Annotated in this window: 21 protein-coding genes; 1 reads left to right on the top strand and 20 read right to left on the bottom strand. The window is 65.3% G+C overall.

All coding sequences use genetic code 11. The features are described from left to right. Nucleotides 1-4 precede the first annotated feature (4 nt). The 8 genes from rpmJ to E3O42_RS17055 form a co-directional block, all read right to left on the bottom strand. On the bottom strand, nucleotides 5-118 hold the full coding sequence (gene rpmJ / locus E3O42_RS17090) for a 50S ribosomal protein L36 (RefSeq protein WP_035834639.1): 114 nt from the start codon (nucleotides 116-118) through the stop codon (nucleotides 5-7). 67 nt (nucleotides 119-185) lie between these two features. Beyond that, complete coding sequence (infA, locus tag E3O42_RS17085) at nucleotides 186-407, bottom strand: translation initiation factor IF-1 (RefSeq protein ID WP_022883252.1); 222 nt, start codon at nucleotides 405-407, stop codon at nucleotides 186-188. A 130-nt stretch (nucleotides 408-537) separates the two neighbouring features. Then, nucleotides 538-1,686 carry a mannitol-1-phosphate 5-dehydrogenase gene (locus E3O42_RS17080; RefSeq protein WP_134455260.1) on the bottom strand — a complete coding sequence of 383 codons (1,149 nt, stop codon included), beginning with the start codon at nucleotides 1,684-1,686 and terminating at the stop codon, nucleotides 538-540. After that, the gene (locus E3O42_RS17075) at nucleotides 1,683-2,123 is read right to left on the bottom strand and encodes a PTS mannitol transporter subunit IIA (RefSeq protein WP_134455258.1); all 441 of its coding nucleotides are present in this window, start codon (nucleotides 2,121-2,123) and stop codon (nucleotides 1,683-1,685) included. The genes E3O42_RS17080 and E3O42_RS17075 overlap by 4 nt, the downstream gene beginning before the upstream one ends. Continuing rightward, nucleotides 2,123-3,580 carry a PTS mannitol transporter subunit IIBC gene (locus tag E3O42_RS17070; RefSeq protein ID WP_134455256.1) on the bottom strand — a complete coding sequence of 486 codons (1,458 nt, stop codon included), beginning with the start codon at nucleotides 3,578-3,580 and terminating at the stop codon, nucleotides 2,123-2,125. The genes E3O42_RS17075 and E3O42_RS17070 overlap by 1 nt, the downstream gene beginning before the upstream one ends. After that, nucleotides 3,577-5,301, bottom strand: coding sequence for a phosphoenolpyruvate--protein phosphotransferase (ptsP, locus tag E3O42_RS17065; protein WP_134455254.1), 1,725 nt, complete (start codon nucleotides 5,299-5,301; stop codon nucleotides 3,577-3,579). The genes E3O42_RS17070 and ptsP overlap by 4 nt, the downstream gene beginning before the upstream one ends. Before the next feature lie 12 nt (nucleotides 5,302-5,313). Next, entirely contained in the window at nucleotides 5,314-5,580 is a 267-nt protein-coding gene (locus E3O42_RS17060; RefSeq protein ID WP_134455252.1) for an HPr family phosphocarrier protein, read from the bottom strand. A 127-nt stretch (nucleotides 5,581-5,707) separates the two neighbouring features. Further along, nucleotides 5,708-6,025 (bottom strand): PTS sugar transporter subunit IIB, encoded by a 318-nt coding sequence (locus E3O42_RS17055; protein WP_134455250.1) that lies wholly within the window; start codon nucleotides 6,023-6,025, stop codon nucleotides 5,708-5,710. 165 nt (nucleotides 6,026-6,190) lie between these two features. On the opposite strand from E3O42_RS17055, the gene E3O42_RS17050 reads away from it, so the two are divergent. After that, nucleotides 6,191-8,122 (top strand): BglG family transcription antiterminator, encoded by a 1,932-nt coding sequence (locus tag E3O42_RS17050; protein ID WP_134455248.1) that lies wholly within the window; start codon nucleotides 6,191-6,193, stop codon nucleotides 8,120-8,122. A gap of 132 nt (nucleotides 8,123-8,254) precedes the next feature. On the opposite strand, the gene map is transcribed toward E3O42_RS17050, so the two are convergent. From map to rplN, 12 genes are all read right to left on the bottom strand, one after another. Then, nucleotides 8,255-9,091 carry a type I methionyl aminopeptidase gene (map, locus tag E3O42_RS17045; protein ID WP_241984896.1) on the bottom strand — a complete coding sequence of 279 codons (837 nt, stop codon included), beginning with the start codon at nucleotides 9,089-9,091 and terminating at the stop codon, nucleotides 8,255-8,257. Nucleotides 9,092-9,189: 98 nt separating this feature from the next. Beyond that, nucleotides 9,190-9,804, bottom strand: a complete 615-nt coding sequence (locus tag E3O42_RS17040) for an adenylate kinase (RefSeq protein ID WP_134455246.1) — start codon at nucleotides 9,802-9,804, stop codon at nucleotides 9,190-9,192. Beyond that, the gene (gene secY / locus E3O42_RS17035) at nucleotides 9,801-11,123 is read right to left on the bottom strand and encodes a preprotein translocase subunit SecY (protein ID WP_134455244.1); all 1,323 of its coding nucleotides are present in this window, start codon (nucleotides 11,121-11,123) and stop codon (nucleotides 9,801-9,803) included. Before secY ends, E3O42_RS17040 begins: the two co-directional genes overlap by 4 nt. Nucleotides 11,124-11,225: 102 nt before the next feature. After that, nucleotides 11,226-11,828 (bottom strand): 50S ribosomal protein L15, encoded by a 603-nt coding sequence (gene rplO, locus E3O42_RS17030; protein WP_134455242.1) that lies wholly within the window; start codon nucleotides 11,826-11,828, stop codon nucleotides 11,226-11,228. After that, the gene (gene rpmD / locus E3O42_RS17025) at nucleotides 11,828-12,010 is read right to left on the bottom strand and encodes a 50S ribosomal protein L30 (RefSeq protein ID WP_066597599.1); all 183 of its coding nucleotides are present in this window, start codon (nucleotides 12,008-12,010) and stop codon (nucleotides 11,828-11,830) included. The genes rplO and rpmD overlap by 1 nt, the downstream gene beginning before the upstream one ends. Further along, entirely contained in the window at nucleotides 12,010-12,723 is a 714-nt protein-coding gene (gene rpsE, locus E3O42_RS17020) for a 30S ribosomal protein S5 (protein WP_134455240.1), read from the bottom strand. Before rpsE ends, rpmD begins: the two co-directional genes overlap by 1 nt. Next, on the bottom strand, nucleotides 12,720-13,091 hold the full coding sequence (rplR, locus tag E3O42_RS17015; protein WP_088457171.1) for a 50S ribosomal protein L18: 372 nt from the start codon (nucleotides 13,089-13,091) through the stop codon (nucleotides 12,720-12,722). The genes rpsE and rplR overlap by 4 nt, the downstream gene beginning before the upstream one ends. 2 nt (nucleotides 13,092-13,093) lie before the next feature. Continuing rightward, nucleotides 13,094-13,630, bottom strand: a complete 537-nt coding sequence (gene rplF, locus E3O42_RS17010) for a 50S ribosomal protein L6 (protein WP_134455238.1) — start codon at nucleotides 13,628-13,630, stop codon at nucleotides 13,094-13,096. Nucleotides 13,631-13,636: 6 nt separating this feature from the next. Continuing rightward, nucleotides 13,637-14,035, bottom strand: coding sequence for a 30S ribosomal protein S8 (rpsH, locus tag E3O42_RS17005; RefSeq protein WP_066597609.1), 399 nt, complete (start codon nucleotides 14,033-14,035; stop codon nucleotides 13,637-13,639). 104 nt (nucleotides 14,036-14,139) lie between these two features. After that, nucleotides 14,140-14,730: a 50S ribosomal protein L5 gene (gene rplE, locus E3O42_RS17000; RefSeq protein WP_088457173.1), complete on the bottom strand. Its 591-nt coding sequence runs from the start codon at nucleotides 14,728-14,730 to the stop codon at nucleotides 14,140-14,142. After that, a complete protein-coding gene (gene rplX / locus E3O42_RS16995; RefSeq protein ID WP_134455237.1) occupies nucleotides 14,730-15,089 on the bottom strand; it encodes a 50S ribosomal protein L24 in 360 nt (119 codons plus the stop codon). The genes rplE and rplX overlap by 1 nt, the downstream gene beginning before the upstream one ends. 3 nt (nucleotides 15,090-15,092) lie before the next feature. Next, nucleotides 15,093-15,461, bottom strand: a complete 369-nt coding sequence (rplN, locus tag E3O42_RS16990; protein ID WP_066597616.1) for a 50S ribosomal protein L14 — start codon at nucleotides 15,459-15,461, stop codon at nucleotides 15,093-15,095. Between the last annotated feature and the right edge of the window lie 14 nt (nucleotides 15,462-15,475).

Genomic DNA, 15,475 nt, shown 5'->3' with positions numbered 1-15,475 from the left:
ACCACTAGCCCTGACGCTGCTTGTGACGCGGGTTCTCGCAGATGACCATCACGTTGCCGTTACGGCGGATGACCTTGCACTTGTCACAGATCTTCTTGACGCTGGGCTTGACCTTCATGGGTGTGTCCTTGTAATCGCTGTCTTCGTACCCACGGAATGCCGCGGGCCGTTACTTACAGCAACGCTTACTTGTAGCGGTATACGATCCGACCGCGGGTCAGGTCGTAAGGGCTCAGTTCCACGATCACGCGGTCCTCAGGAAGGATGCGGATGTAGTGCTGACGCATCTTGCCCGAAATGTGGGCAAGAACTTTGTGGCCGTTTGTCAACTCAACACGAAACATCGCGTTGGGAAGAGCTTCGACTACTGCGCCCTCGATCTCGATGACACCGTCTTTTTTGGCCATAACTCACTATCGCTAAAGTATTGGTTGCTGGTCTTGCGGGGATTGTGGCACCTAAGACACGCCAACAAAGGCAGTGCTAGACACCAAGGATTTATCCTATGCTATGCGATTGCCCTTTGGCAATTCATCCCTATAATCTCCGGGCCGCTTCCACGACCTCGAGCACATCGGCGTAGAGCGGATGCGTGGCCTCAAGCCCGCATACGTTCGCCACAATGGTCTCGGCGGAGTCGCTGGCCAGCATCCGCCCCAGTTCGACGCTCTGTTCGTCGTCGGCAACGTCGAAGCGCAGGGCCGCGGCGATCGCCTCGAGCAGCGCCACCGGGCGGGTGCCGCGCTCGGCGATCTCGGCGGCCGGGCCGATGAAACGTTCGTGCCGGCTGAGCTTGCGCAGCGGCTGACGGCCGACGCGTTCGACGGTGTCCGGCAGGGACGGGTTCGCGAACCGGCCGAGGATCTTCTCCCGGTAGGCCCGCTGGGTGGCTTCGTCGAGGCCGTGCTTGGCCACCAGGAGGGCACTGGTCTCTTCGAGCACCCGGCGGGCGCCATCCGCGACGGACGGCACCAGGAGGGCGTCGGAGAGCTTGGAGACGCCGGCCTGGGTGCCGAGGTAGGCGACGGTGGCGTGTCCGGTGTTCACGGTGAAGAGCTTGCGCTCGATGTAGGGCGCGAGGTCCTGAACGAACGTGGCGCCGGGGATCACCGGCGGGGCGGAGCCGAACGCGGGACTTTCGATGACCCACTCGTAGAAGGCCTCGACGGTGACATCGATGCCGGCATCCGCAGCCTGGCCGGGAACGATGCGATCCACGGCAGTGTTGGCGAAGGCCACCCGGCCTTCCAGGGCGGCGCGCTCACTCTCTGGCACGTTCGCCCAGACCTGCTCGGCGAGCACATCGGTGGCGTTGATCGCGTTCTCGCAGGCCATCACGGCCAGCGGGGGCAACCCGGCCTCGCGGCGGGCCAGGCCCGCCGCGATGACCGGGGCCACGAACCGCAGCACGGTGGGTCCCACGGCGGTGGTGACCGCATCCGCCGTGGCGATCTCGGTGATGAGATCGGCCTCGTGGGTGGCGCTGTTGAGAGCGCGGAAGTTGTCGACCACCTTGTCGGTGGGGGTCTCCCCCGCCTCGTGCACGGTGTACGACGGCGCCTGCTGCAGCGCCTCAATGAGAGGGGCATTCACATCGGCGAAGACAACCTCATAACCGGCCTCGTGAAGCAGGAGACCTACGAAGCCGCGGCCGATGTTGCCCGCGCCGAAGTGAATGGCTTTCATTCTGCGTTTACCTCCTCGAGCAGGGCGAAGATGTCGTCCTGCGAACCAGCGTCGATCAGTTTCTGTACTTCGTCCTCGTCGGAGAAGACGATTGCGATCTTGGAGAGGATCTCCAGGTGTTCGTTGTTCAGGCCGGCGATGCCGACCGCGAACTTGACGGGCTGGCCGTCCCAGTCGATCGGCTCCGCGTACCGCACCAGCGAGAGAGCCGATCGCACGATCGACTCCTTCGCGTCGTTGGTGCCGTGCGGGATCGCCAGGAAGTTGCCCATGTAGGTCGAGACGGAGTTTTCGCGCACGAACATCGAGTCGACGTACTCCTGCTTGACCGCTCCGGCGGTGACCAACAGGGCACCAGCCTCTCGGATGGCTTCGTCCCGCGTGGTGGCCGCGCCCGCGGCCACCACGTTCTGCGGTTCCAGAATGCTCTGGGTCATTACTGTGTCACTCCTTCGTTCGTGCCCTGCAGGGACTGCACGACCTCGTCATACTTCGGGCTGTTCATGAAGTTCTCCACCGACACGTGAACCGACTTGGGGCTCTTTCCGCGGGCCCGGTCCGTCAGGTCCTGGTGGGTGATCACGAGGTCGGCGGTGCCGTCGAGGTTGGCGATGGCCTGGTTGGTCACCGTGACCCCTTCGATGCCGGCCTTCTTGATCTTGTTGCGCAGCACCGAGGCGCCCATGGCGCTGGAGCCCATGCCGGCGTCGCAGGCGAAGACGATGCTCTTCACAGCGGTTGCGGTGGTGGCCGTGGCGCCCAGGTTGCCCAGGATCGAGCTGGACTTGCCCTTGTTGGCTTCGGTCTTGGCGATGGCTTCGGCCAGTGCGGTGTCGTTCGCCGCGGCGAGGTCCTTTTTGCGGCTGGCGCGGAGGATGACACCACCGATCGCGAACGAGACACCGGCGGAGGCGATGACCGAGAGGATCACTCCGACATAGTCGGTTGCCGGCGTCTGGGCCAGCACGGCGATGATGCTGCCGGGCGAGGCGGGGGCGCGCAGGCCGGTCTGGAAGGCGACGTTCACGGCGACACCGGTCATACCGCCACCGATGGCGGCGAGGATCAGCATCGGCTTCATCAGCACGTACGGGAAGTAGATCTCGTGGATGCCACCGAGGAACTGGATGATGATCGCGCCGGGTGCACTCGCGCGGGCCAGGCCCGTGCCGAAGAACGTGAACGCGAGCAGGATGCCCAGGCCGGGGCCGGGGTTCGCTTCAAGCAGGAACAGGATGGACTTGCCGCTCTCCTGGACCTGCTGCACACCGATGGGGGTGAGCACCCCGTGGTTGATGGCGTTGTTGAGGAAGAGGATCTTGCCCGGTTCGATGAAGATCGACGCGATCGGCAGCAGACCGTTGACGATGAGCCAGTCCACGATCGTCTCGAGGAAGGCGCTCAGGCCGGTGACCAGCGGGGCGATTCCGAAGAACGCACCCAGGGCCAGGGCGAAGCCGAGGATACCGGCCGAGAAGTTGTCCACCAGCATCTCGAAGCCGGGCTTGATCTTGCCGGCCCAGATCTTGTCGACCTTCATCAGGATCCACGCGGACAGCGGCCCGACGATCATCGCACCGATGAACATCGGGATCGAGCTGCCGACGATGACACCCATGGTGGCGATCGAGGCGATCACTCCACCGCGGGTGCCGTAGACCATCCGGCCACCGGTGTTGGCGATCAGCAACGGGAGTAGGTACAAGATCATCGGGTCAACGAGCGCGACCAGGGTCTCGTTCGGGGTCCAACCGGTGGGGATGAAGAAGGCGGTGATGATGCCCCACGCGATGAACGCCGCGATGTTGGGCATGATCATGCCGCTCAGGAAGGTGCCGAAGGCCTGTACGTGGACCCTCGCGCCCTTCTTCTCTGTGACAGACGTCGTTGTCATTTCTGTGTACCTCTCTCGGGGGTGGTCAGCACGGTAGGGCCCGTGCCGGTGGGGGCGGTGCTGGTGTAGCTGTGTGCGATTGCAGTTGCCGCGGCGCGAGCGGATGCTGCGCCGTCGGCGGTCAGAGCGGCCGCGGCGAGGTGCCGCGCCTGCTCAAGTGTGAAGTCGGCCAGGGAGGCCCGAACGTCGGCGAGGGCTGACGCCGACATCGACAGGGTGGTGGCGCCGAGGCCCACGAGCACCACGGCCAGCAGCGGGTCGGCCGCGGCCTCGCCGCAGACGCCGACGGGCTTGCCCAGGCTTGCGCCGGCAGCGCCGACCTCGCCCACCAGGCGCAGCACCGCGGGGTGCCACGGGTCCTGGAACGCGGCGACGCTGCCAAGCATCCGGTCGGCCGCGAGGGTGTACTGGGTGAGGTCGTTGGTGCCGATCGACGCGAAGTCGGTCTGCGCCAGGATGCGGTCGGCCAGCAGCGCCGCTGACGGCACCTCGACCATGACCCCGGCCGTTTTCAGGCCCAACTCGTGGGCGAGGGCCGTGAAGTACGCCGCCTCCTCCACGGTGGACACCATCGGCGCCATCACCCACAGGTCGGCGTCGGTGGCCGCGTCGGCCTCGGCGAGGGCGGTGAGCTGCTCGCGCAGGATGTCCTCGCTGGCGCGCAGGGCGCGGAGGCCCCGGAGACCCAGTGCGGGGTTCTCCTCGGCGGCGTCGTTGAGGAATGCCAGCGGCTTGTCGGCGCCGGCGTCGAGCGCCCGCACGACGACCTTTTGGCCGGGGAATTCGCGCAGCATCCGCTCGTACTGCTCACGCTGCTGCGTGACGGTGGGGGCGGAGGTGGAGTCGAGGAAGAGGAATTCGGTGCGGAACAGGCCCACGCCTTCGGCGCCGAGGGCGACGGCCTTCGCGGCGCCATCCGCGGAACCGAGGTTGGCCAGCAGCGGCACGGGAATGCCGTCCTTGAGCCTGCCCGGGCCGATGGGCGCCAGGGCGCGGGCCTCGCGGGCCAGGATGCGGGCGCGGGCCTCGGCGAGCTGTTTGGCGCTGGGGGCCACGAGCACGATGCCGTTGGCGGCGTCGATGATGACCTCGTCGCCGTCGGCGAGCTGCGCGGCCGCGTGGGTGCCCACGATCGCGGTGATCGACTTCTCCCGGGCCAGGATGGCGGTGTGCGAGGTGGGTCCGCCGTCGATGGTGATCAGGCCAAGAACCTTGTCGAGGTTGAGCAGGGCCGTGTCGGCGGGGGCGAGGTCATGGGCGACGAGGACAAAGGCCTCGGCGGGATCCGGCACGCCCGGCGCGGGCAGGCCGCCGAGGTTCGCGATGACCCTCTGGGCCACGTCGTCGAGGTCGGCAGCACGCTCACCGAGGTAGCCGCCGAGGGCCAGCATCTGGTCGCGGAAGGTGGCGAAGGCCTCGAACACGGCGCGTTCGGCGGTCTGGTGCTTGTGCAGCCGGGAGGTGACTTCCTCGATGAGGGTGGGGTCCTCGGCCATCATGGCCTGGGCCTCGAGCACCTCCTGGGCGGTGCCGCCGGCGCGCTCGCCCCGTGCCTCGAGGTCTTCGGCGACGACGTGCATCGACGCGGTCGCCCGGGCCAGTTCGGCATCCGGATCGAGGGTGCTTCGGGTGGTGACCGGCTCCGGCAACGGTTCGGGCATGCGCAGGACACGGCCGATGGCGACGCCCTGGCCGATCCCGATGCCCTGAAGCTCAATCATGTGCGCGTCCGCTTAGGCGTCGTGGTCGGTGAGGAGGAGCTCGACGAGGCCGTCGAGCACGGTGTCGGCGTTGTCGCCGTCGGTGGCGAGGGTGACGCTGTCACCGTGGTTGATTCCCAGCGAGATGACGCCGAGGATGCTGGCGGCGTTGACCGGCTTGCCGTCGCCCTTCTGCAGGGTGACCGGTGAACCGGCGGCGGCGGCGGCCTTTGTGAAGAGTTTCGCGGGGCGCGCGTGCAGCCCGTGCGCCGATCCGATCTGTACGGTGCGTTCGACCATGTGTCGCGCCTGCCTTTCCAACGTGTGGGATTGTCACCGGGGCCTCAGTCGAGGTCCGGCTTCGTGCGGGCAGCCGGCGGCTGCCGGCACAACAATCAGGGGTGGAGCGATCCGGCTGACCTGTAAGTCAGACCCAGGACCGTTCGTGTTCGGCATCCACGGCCAGGTCGAGTGCCACGGCGCCGTCACGCGCCGAGAACACCGAGTCGGGCAGCAGGACCACGCCAACGCCCCGCTCTTTCGCCTGGGCGCTGATGCGCTCGAAGCGGGGGGCGAGGTGGGGACCGACCAGGAGTACGTCGATGGTGTCGAGGGAGGACGGCAGATCCGATTCACTGCCGGCGACGACCGCGAGGGTGAGCCCGCGTTCCTTGCCGGTGACCCGCAGCCTGTGCGCCACGAACGCGCTGGACGCTCCGGCACCACACACGATAAGAATCTTCATTGATTCTTTCCTTTCATCGATCTTTGAATGCAACACCTACTGTCCTCTCTTCGCACTTCCGGCGCCACCAGACCCTTTTCCGCAGGGTGCGGAAACACGCTGGAGCCCTACCGTGCCAAGGCCGCACTCTGCTTGACTAGTCTTGAGACAATGGAGTTGCGCACGATGAGTGATAGACAGACGCGGTTGCTGGACCTCCTGTCCCAGACTTCCAGCTGGATCACGGCAGGCGAACTTGCTGACCGCCTGGGGGTTACCCCGCGCAGTGTGCGCAGCTATGTCACCGCGGTGAAGGCGGCCGCGCATCCGCTCACCGTCATCGAATCCGGCACCGCCGGCTATCGGCTCAACCGTGACGAATTCGCCAGCTTCACCGCCCAGCACCGGTCCAAGGTACGCGAGACGGATGCCGACACCCCGCAGCAACGGCTCTCCAGCCTGGTGCGGCGGCTCACCGAATCGCCCGACGGTCTCGACGTCTACGAGGTGGCCGCGGAGAACTTCGTCAGCGACTCCACCGTGGAGGCCGACCTGGGCCGGGTGCGGCTGATGCTGCCCGACAGCGGCCTGGCCCTGGTGCGCCACGGCAGCGTCGTCACCCTCACCGGCACGGAAACCGACCGGCGCCGGCTGCTCAGCCGCATGTTCCGCGAAGAAAGCGCCCGCGGCATGATCGACCTGGAGACGATCCAGCGCGAATTCACCTCCGGGCAGGCCGGCGCCGACAGCCTCGGCGCGTTCAAGACCGACCTCATCGAACTGCTCGACGGCCAGGGTTACTTCGTCAACGAGTACGGCATTAACAACGTTCTGCTGCACGTGGCCATCGCCATCGACCGGGTCACCAAGCACCTTTCCCCCGCGCCGGCTGTGGCCGAACCGCCGTCCGAGCTGGCGACGTCGTTGTCCGGCCTCATCACGAAGCACTTCGACGTGCGCCTGGGCGGCGGCGACCTCGCCTACCTGGCCTTCCTGCTCACCACCCGGGTGATCACCCCCGGCCACGACCAGCCGGCCGAGACCCTCATCGAGAGTTACGTGCGACCGGAGGAGCTCGCGATGATGCGCGCCATCGTGGACCGGGCCAGCCAGGAGTACCTCGTCGACCTCGACGACGACGACTTCATCGTGCGGCTGACCCTGCACGTGCGAAACCTGATCAACCGGGCGCACGACAAGTCGTACTCCCGCAACCCGCTCACCCGGTCGATCAAGACCTCGTACCCGCTGATCTACGAGCTGGCGGTGTACATCGCCAGCGAACTGCAGCGCGCCGAGCAGATCGTGATCAACGACGACGAGATCGCCTACATCGCCATGCACGTGGGCGCGCATCTCGAGCAGCAGGTGCGCCGGGTGGAGCTGGTCTCCTGCGCGATCGTCTGCCCCAACTACTACGACATGCACGTGCTGCTGCGCGAACGTATCGAACGGGTGCTCGGCGACGACCTCGAGGTCGTCGCGGTGATCACCCGCTCCGACGTGGACTGGGACTCGCTCGACGCCGATCTGGTGCTCACCACCATCGACCCGCAGCTGCACGCCGACGGGGTCATCGTGATCCAGCCGTTCCTCACCCAGAACGACGTCGACCGCATCCGCCAGCACGCCAGCCGGGTGCGACGGATGCGCCGCCGCGCGCGCCTGAAGGACGACCTGCTGCAGTTCTTCGACGAGTCGATGTTCTCCCGCAACTTCTACGCCCCCGACGAGACCGCGATGATCACCGCGCTGGGCGAGCGCATGATGGCGCGAGGCATCATCGACCAGAGCTACGTTGACGGCGCCATCGAGCGGGAGCTCATGTCATCCACCGCGTTCACCGACAACCTCGCCGTGCCGCACGCGATGGCGATGAGCGCCAAGCAAACCTCCATCGCCATCGTGATCAACGACGCCCCGATGGTCTGGGGCGACAACCGGGTGAACGTGGTCGCGCTGATCGCGTTCAGCGCCGCCGGCCGCAGCACCTTCCAGGCGGTTTTCGACCAGTTCGTCGAGGTGTTCTCCGACCGCGTCGAGGTGCAGCGCCTGATCAAGCGCTCCGTCGACTTCGCGTCCTTCATCGACGAGCTGGTCCACGTGATGGACGCCTAGCTCGCTCGCCAGCCCCATCCATGGGCCAACTGTTACCGCAACGGGCAATTGCGTCCGGCACACCGGGCGCAATTGTCCGCACGGGCAACAGTTAGGCACGGATGGCCGCGGCACGCGGCTCCGGCGGGGCGGTTAGGCCAGGGGGACGGGGGTGATGCCGAACTGGGCCAGGCCCGCCGCGCCGCCGTCTTCGGCGGTGAGCACCCAGATGCCGTCCTTGTGCACGGCGACGCTGTGCTCCCAGTGCGCGGCGGCCTTGCCGTCGCTGGTGGCGACGGTCCAGTCGTCGTCGCGGGTGTAGGTCTCGATGTCGCCGAGCACCACCATCGGCTCGATCGCCACGACCAGGCCGGGCTTCACGTCCGGGCCCTTCTGGCGCACCCGGTAGTTGAACACCGGCGGTGCCTCGTGCATCGCCTTGCCGATGCCGTGTCCCACGTAGTCGGTGAGGATCCCGTAGGTGCCCTGCGATTCGATGTAGTCCTCGATGGCCTCGCCGACCTCGTTGAGGTGCCGGGCCTCGGCCAGCCGGGCGATACCGTGCCAGAGCGACTGCTCGGTCACCCGCGAGAGCTCCTCGCGCTCGGCGACGACCTCCGGGCGGCTCGGGTCGGGCAGCACGAACGTGAACGCCGCGTCGCCGTTCCAGCCGTCGATGATCGCGCCGCTGTCGATCGACACGATGTCGCCGGCGCCCAAAACGCGAGAACCCGGGATGCCGTGCACCACGTCGTCGTTCACCGAGGCGCACACGGTGTGGAAGTAGCCCTGCTCGAGCTTGAAGTTGGGCATACCGCCCAGGGCCACAATGGCGGCCTCAGCGGCGGCATCCACGTCGAGGGTGGTGACGCCTACCCCCATCGCTTCGCGGGCCGCCACGAGCGACGCAGCGGTCGCCAGGCCGGGGGCCAGCATCAGGCGCATCTGCGCCGGGGACTTGTAGATGGAGCGGCGAAGGGCCACGGACATACCTGCAAACTAATTCATCGAGCGGGGAAGGCATCGGCTGATTCCGGTGCCGCACATGAAACGGGCACCGGCGAAGTCCGGTGCCCGGGTGAAACGAACTACGCGGACGCGGTCACGGCGTCGGTGGGCCCGACGGCGTGCAGGCCGCGTTCGGCCAGCGCCGCAACGATGCGGTCGGTGACCTGGTCGACGGCGCCGAGGCCGTCGATGGTGACCACGACGCCGCGCTTGTCGTACAGGTCGATCAGCGGTGCGGTCTGCTCCGCGTACACGTCCATACGGTGCCGGATGACCTCAGCGGTGTCGTCCGCGCGGCCCTGCTCGGCGGCCCGCTTGAGCAGCCGGGCGACGACCTCGTCGGTGTCGGCGACGATCTGCACCACGGCGTCGAGCGAGGTGCCCTCGGCGTCGAGCAGGCGGTCGAGCTCGAGCACCTGGTCGGTGGTGCGCGGGTAGCCGTCGAGCAGGAAGCCGTTGGTGGCGTCCGGCTCCTTGAGGCGGTCGGCGACGATCGCGTTGGTCAGCGAGTCGGGCACGTATTTGCCGGCCTCGATGTACGCCTTGACCTGCACGCCCAGCTCGGTTTCGGTCTTCACGTTGTGGCGGAAGATGTCGCCGGTTGACACGGCGGGAATGCCGAAGGCCTCGGCCAGGCGCACGGCCTGGGTGCCCTTGCCGGCCCCGGGGGGTCCGATCACGAGAAGGCGGGTCATCGCAGGAGCCCCTCGTAGTGGCGCTGTTGCAGCTGCGAGTCGATCTGCTTGACCGTCTCCAGGCCGACACCCACGATGATCAGGAGGCTGGCGCCACCGAACGGGAAGTTCTGGTCGGCACCGATCAGCGAGAACGCGAGCAGCGGGATCAGCGCGATCAGGCCCAGGTACAGCGCACCGGGCAGGGTCACCCGGGTCAGCACGTAGTCCAGGTACTCGGCGGTGGGCCGGCCGGCACGGATGCCGGGGATGAAGCCGCCGTACTTCTTCATGTTGTCGGCGACCTCTTCGGGGTTGAAGGTGATCGCGACGTAGAAGTAGGTGAAGCCCACGATGAGCAGGAAGTAGAACGCCATGTACAGCGGGTGGCTGCCCTGGGTGAGGTTGTTGGTGACCCAAGTGACCCAGGCCTGCGGCGTCTCGCCGGCGGCGGGCTGGTTGAACTGGGCGATCAGGGCCGGCAGGTACAGCAGCGACGACGCGAAGATGACGGGCACAACGCCGGCCATGTTCACCTTGATCGGAATGTAGGTGTTGTTGCCGCCGTAGGTACGGCGACCCACCATGCGCTTGGCGTACTGCACCGGGATGCGGCGTTGCGACTGTTCAACGAACACCACACCGGCCACAACGACCAGGCCGATCGCGAGCACGATCAGGAAGACGTCGATGCCCTTCTGCTGGGCGATCGAGATGAGCGAGTTCGGGAACTGCGCGGCGATGGAGGTGAAGATCAGCAGCGACATGCCGTTGCCGATGCCGCGCTCGGTGATCATCTCACCCATCCACATGATGACGCCGGTACCGGCGGTCATGGTGATGACCATCAGCATGATGGCGTACCAGGAGTCATTGGTGAGCAGCTGCGAGCACTCGGAGGAGGCCGAGGTGCCGAACAGGGCGCCGCTGCGGGCAACGGTGATCAGCGTGGTCGACTGCAGGATGCCCAGGGCGATGGTGAGGTAGCGCGTGTACTGCGTGAGCTTGGACTGGCCCGCCGCACCCTCCTTGTAGAGGGTCTCAAAGTGTGGGATCACAACGCGCAGCAGCTGCACGATGATGGAGGCCGTGATGTACGGCATGATCCCCAGCGCGAAGACTGACAGCTGCAGCAAGGCGCCGCCGCTGAACAGGTTCACGAGCTCGTAGAGGCCGCTCGTTCCCTGGTTCGCTGCAAGACAGGCTTGCACGTTACCGAAGTCCACGAACGGGGCGGGGATGAACGAGCCCAGACGGAACAGGGCGACGATGCCCAGGGTGAACCCGATCTTCTTACGAAGGTCCGGCGTGCGGAATATCCGCGCAATGGCGCTAAACAAAAAAGGCCTCCAGTTAGTAACAAAGAACGAGCTTGCCGAGTCAGCACCAGCGCATTAATCGCTGAGCAGGCTCGACAAGCTCGATCTCGTCTACGGGTCTTACTACTTGATCGAGCCACCTGCTGCGACGATCTTCTGCTCTGCTGAGCGGGAGACCTTATCGACTGCAACAGTCAGCTTAACCGCAATGTCACCATTGCCGAGAACCTTGACCTTCTCGTTGTCGCGAACGGCACCCTTGGCGACCAGTGAAGCGATGGTTACATCGCCGCCGGTCGGGTACAGCTCGGCGAGGCGCTCCAGGTTTACAACCTGGTACTCGACGCGGAACGGGTTCTTGAACCCGCGCAGCTTCGGGGTGCGCATGTGCAGCGGCATCTGCCCACCCTCGAAGCCGATACGCACGGTGTAGCGCGCCTTGGTGCCCTTGGTTCCACGACCCGCGGTCTTACCCTTGGATCCTTCACCACGGCCAACGCGCTGCTTGTCCTTCTTCGATCCGGGCGCGGGACGAAGGTGGTGAACCTTCAGAACCTGCGGACGGGCCTCGGTGGGGACGGTCGGCGCGGCGGCCTTCTTGGCGGCAGCAGTCTTGGCCGGAGCCTTGGCTGCAGCAGCCTTCGTGGTCGTCGCCTTGGGGGCGGCGGCCTTCTTAGCGGCGGGCTTGGTTGCTACCTTCTCGGTAGCTTCCTTCTCGTCAGCCATTAGTCAATCTCCTCGACCTTCACAAGGTGAGCAACGGTGTTGACGTAGCCACGGTTCTGCGAGTTGTCCTCGCGGATCGTGACGGCGCCAATGCGACGCAGGCCCAGGCTGCGAAGTGTGTCGCGCTGGTTCTGCTTCTCACTAATTTTGGACTTGATCTGCGTAATCTTCAGCTGAGCCATTAGGCACCTGCCTTCGCGCTTGCGGCGGCTGCTGCTGCAGCCGCGTCGGCACGCAGAAAACGGGCCGGAGCCACGTCTTCGTAGGCGAGGCCACGGCGAGCCGCGACTGCACGAGGCTCTTCGAGCTGGTGCAGGGCCTCCACCGTGGCGTGCACGATGTTGATGGTGTTCGACGAACCGAGCGACTTGCTCAGCACGTCGTGGATGCCGGCGCATTCGAGTACGGCGCGCACCGGGCCACCGGCGATAACGCCGGTACCTGCTGCGGCCGGACGGAGAAGAACGACTCCGGCGGCGGCTTCACCCTGAACGGGGTGCGGGATGGTCAGGCCGACGCGGGGAACGCGGAAGAAGTTCTTCTTCGCTTCCTCGACGCCCTTGCTGATTGCGGTCGGGACCTCGCGGGCCTTACCGTAACCAACGCCTACCAGGCCGTTACCGTCTCCGACGACGACCAGAGCGGTGAAGCTGAAGCGACGACCACCCTTGACCACCTTGGAAACACGGTTGATCGTGACGACGCGCTCGAGGAACTGGCTCTTCTCGGCGTCACGGCTTCCGCGCTCACGGTTCGGGCTGCGCTCACGGCCACCGCGGCGAGCCTCACGAGGCTCGTTCTGCGGCGGGGTAGTCGAAGCTGCGGTTTCCACCGGAACTTCAGTAACGACGTCCTGCTCTTTCGCTGCTGCGGTGCTACTGGATTCAGTGCTCACAGGTCCAACCCTCCCTTTCGAGCTCCTTCGGCGATGGCTGCGACGCGTCCTGCGTACTTGCTGCCACCACGGTCAAATACGACGGCTTCAATGCCGGCGGCCTTCGCGCGCTCGGCGACGAGTTCGCCGACCTTGTGCGCCTTGGCGGTCTTGTCACCATCGAAGGTGCGCAGACCGGTTTCGAGAGTCGACGCCGACGCGAGGGTGAAACCCTTGCTGTCGTCAACGACCTGCACGAATACGTGGCGAGCCGAGCGGGTGACGACGAGACGCGGACGAAGCGCGGTCCCCTCGATCTTCTTGCGAAGACGTGCGTGCCTGCGTCCGCGGGCAGCCGACTTGCTTTTTCCTCTAGTTCCGAGACCCATGGTTACTTACCACTCTTTCCGGCCTTGCGGCGAACAATCTCGCCGGCGTAACGCACACCCTTGCCCTTGTAGGGCTCTGGCTTGCGAATCTTACGGATGTTTGCGGCGACCTCACCGACGGCCTGCTTGTCGATACCACTGACCGTGAGCTTGTTAACGCCCTCGACGGTCAGGGAGATACCTACGGGCGGCTCGATGAGGACCGGGTGCGAGAAGCCGAGGGCGAACTCAACAGAGGTGCCCTTCTGTGCGACGCGGTAACCGGTACCAACGATCTCGAGGCCCTTGGTGTATCCCACGGTCACCCCGATGATCTGGTTGGCGATCAGGGTGCGGGTCAGTCCGTGCAGCGAACGCGAGTTGCGCTCGTCGTCGGGACGCGTGACCAGAACCTGGCCATCGACGATCTGAACCTCGATCGGGTTGGCGACGGTGAGCGCGAGCTCACCCTTCGGACCCTTGACGCTAACGGCCTGGCCCTGAGCTTCGACCGTGACACCCGCGGGGATCTGGATCGGAAGTCTTCCAATACGTGACATTGTCGGCTACCACACGTAGGCGAGAACTTCTCCGCCTACGCCCTTCTTCTCAGCCTGGCGGTCGGTGAGCAGACCGCTGGAGGTGGACAGGATGGCAACGCCGAGGCCGCCGAGAACCGTGGGGATCTCAGTCGACTTTGCGTACACGCGCAGGCCGGGCTTGGAAACCCGCTTGATGCCGACGATGGAACGCTCGCGGTTGGGGCCGAACTTGAGGTTCAGCGTGAGGGTCTTTCCGACCTCTGCATCCTTGACATCCCAGGCAGAGATGTAACCCTGTGCCTTGAGGATGTCTGCGATGTGCGCCTTGAGCTTGCTGTGCGGCATCGACACTGTGTCGTGGTACGCCGAGTTAGCGTTGCGCAGTCTGGTCAGCATATCTGCGACCGGATCTGTCATTGTCATTTGTGGTGCCTTTCTCGCCTGGTTTCGTGCACCCGTTACACGGATGACGACCTGTGGTGGTGGAGGGGGCCGAACGGTTGTCCGGCCCCCGGGGTAAAGCTAGTTTAGGAGTTCTCGGCCGTCTTGAACGGGAAGCCGAGCGCCTTGAGCAGCGCGCGACCCTCGTCGTTGTTCTTGGCGGTCGTCACAACAGTGATGTCCATACCGCGAACACGGTCGATCCGGTCCTGGTCGATCTCGTGGAACATAACCTGCTCCGTGAGACCGAACGTGTAGTTGCCGGCACCGTCGAACTGCTTGTCCGAGAGGCCGCGGAAGTCGCGGATACGGGGCAGCGCGAGGCTGAGCAGCCGGTCGAGGAACTCCCACATGCGGTCGCCACGAAGTGTGACGTGCGTGCCAATGGGCTGTCCTTCACGCAGTTTGAACTGCGCGATGGACTTGCGTGCCTTGGTGACCTGCGGCTTCTGGCCGGTGATCTTGGTGAGGTCGGCGACGGCGCCATCCATGATCTTGCCGTCGCGTGCTGCCTCGCCGACACCCATGTTGACGATGATCTTCGTCAGGTTGGGCACCTGGTGGACGTTGGTGAAACCCAGGTCCTTGGCGAGCTGCAGGGAGATCTCTTCGCGATACTTCTGCTTGAGACGCGGCAGAACGACGGGCTTTGCGCCCTCGGTTGCGATGTCAGTCATTAGAGGTCCTTACCTGACTTCTTGGCGTAACGAACGCGGACCGTCTTGGTGACGCCGTCCTTCGTTACCTCTTCGAGACGGAACCCGACCTTGGTCGGCTTCTTGGTCTCCGGGTCGACGAGCGCGACGTTGGAAGCGTGGATCGATGCTTCCTGGGTCTCGATGCCGCCGGTCTTGGAGCCGCGCTGGGTCTGTCCGACGCGAACGTGCTTCTTGACGAAGTTGACGCCCTCGATGAGGACGCGGTTCTTCTCAACCTGCACCTCGAGCACACGACCCTGCTTGCCACGGTCTCCGCCGCGCGCCTGGGTGCGGCCGGTGATGACCTCTACGAGGTCACCCTTCTTGATTCTGGCCATGATTTAGATAACCTCCGGTGCCAACGAAATGATCTTCATGAACTTCTTGTCGCGGAGTTCGCGACCGACCGGTCCGAAGATACGGGTACCACGAGGGTCTCCGTCAGCCTTCAAGATCACTGCGGCGTTCTCATCGAACTTGATGTACGAGCCGTCTGGACGACGGGTCTGCTTTTTGACGCGAACGATGACGGCTTTGACGACGTCACCCTTCTTGACGTTGCCGCCCGGGATGGCGTCCTTGACGGTGGCGACGATAACGTCACCCAGTCCGGCGTAACGACGGCCGGAGCCACCGAGAACACGGATCGTCAACAGGACCTTGGCACCGGTGTTGTCGGCAACTTTGAGTCGTGATTCTTGCTGAAGCACTTTCTAACTCCTTC

The sequence above is a fragment of the Cryobacterium adonitolivorans genome, from assembly GCF_004402695.1.
GTDB classification, from domain to species: domain Bacteria; phylum Actinomycetota; class Actinomycetes; order Actinomycetales; family Microbacteriaceae; genus Cryobacterium; species Cryobacterium adonitolivorans.
The sequence above is the reverse complement of the archived record's forward strand: the minus strand, read 5'-3'. Positions and strand labels throughout refer to the sequence as shown.

Coding starts and splice junctions, on each gene's coding strand:
- rpmJ (WP_035834639.1), bottom strand. CDS start 118: ATGAAGGTCAAGCCCAGCGTCAAGAAGATCTGTGACAAGTGCAAGGTC.
- infA (WP_022883252.1), bottom strand. CDS start 407: ATGGCCAAAAAAGACGGTGTCATCGAGATCGAGGGCGCAGTAGTCGAA.
- E3O42_RS17080 (WP_134455260.1), bottom strand. CDS start 1,686: ATGAAAGCCATTCACTTCGGCGCGGGCAACATCGGCCGCGGCTTCGTA.
- E3O42_RS17075 (WP_134455258.1), bottom strand. CDS start 2,123: ATGACCCAGAGCATTCTGGAACCGCAGAACGTGGTGGCCGCGGGCGCG.
- E3O42_RS17070 (WP_134455256.1), bottom strand. CDS start 3,580: ATGACAACGACGTCTGTCACAGAGAAGAAGGGCGCGAGGGTCCACGTA.
- ptsP (WP_134455254.1), bottom strand. CDS start 5,301: ATGATTGAGCTTCAGGGCATCGGGATCGGCCAGGGCGTCGCCATCGGC.
- E3O42_RS17060 (WP_134455252.1), bottom strand. CDS start 5,580: ATGGTCGAACGCACCGTACAGATCGGATCGGCGCACGGGCTGCACGCG.
- E3O42_RS17055 (WP_134455250.1), bottom strand. CDS start 6,025: ATGAAGATTCTTATCGTGTGTGGTGCCGGAGCGTCCAGCGCGTTCGTG.
- E3O42_RS17050 (WP_134455248.1), top strand. CDS start 6,191: ATGAGTGATAGACAGACGCGGTTGCTGGACCTCCTGTCCCAGACTTCC.
- map (WP_241984896.1), bottom strand. CDS start 9,091: ATGTCCGTGGCCCTTCGCCGCTCCATCTACAAGTCCCCGGCGCAGATG.
- E3O42_RS17040 (WP_134455246.1), bottom strand. CDS start 9,804: ATGACCCGCCTTCTCGTGATCGGACCCCCCGGGGCCGGCAAGGGCACC.
- rplO (WP_134455242.1), bottom strand. CDS start 11,828: ATGGCTGACGAGAAGGAAGCTACCGAGAAGGTAGCAACCAAGCCCGCC.
- rpmD (WP_066597599.1), bottom strand. CDS start 12,010: ATGGCTCAGCTGAAGATTACGCAGATCAAGTCCAAAATTAGTGAGAAG.
- rplR (WP_088457171.1), bottom strand. CDS start 13,091: ATGGGTCTCGGAACTAGAGGAAAAAGCAAGTCGGCTGCCCGCGGACGC.
- rplF (WP_134455238.1), bottom strand. CDS start 13,630: ATGTCACGTATTGGAAGACTTCCGATCCAGATCCCCGCGGGTGTCACG.
- rpsH (WP_066597609.1), bottom strand. CDS start 14,035: ATGACAATGACAGATCCGGTCGCAGATATGCTGACCAGACTGCGCAAC.
- rplE (WP_088457173.1), bottom strand. CDS start 14,730: ATGACTGACATCGCAACCGAGGGCGCAAAGCCCGTCGTTCTGCCGCGT.
- rplX (WP_134455237.1), bottom strand. CDS start 15,089: ATGGCCAGAATCAAGAAGGGTGACCTCGTAGAGGTCATCACCGGCCGC.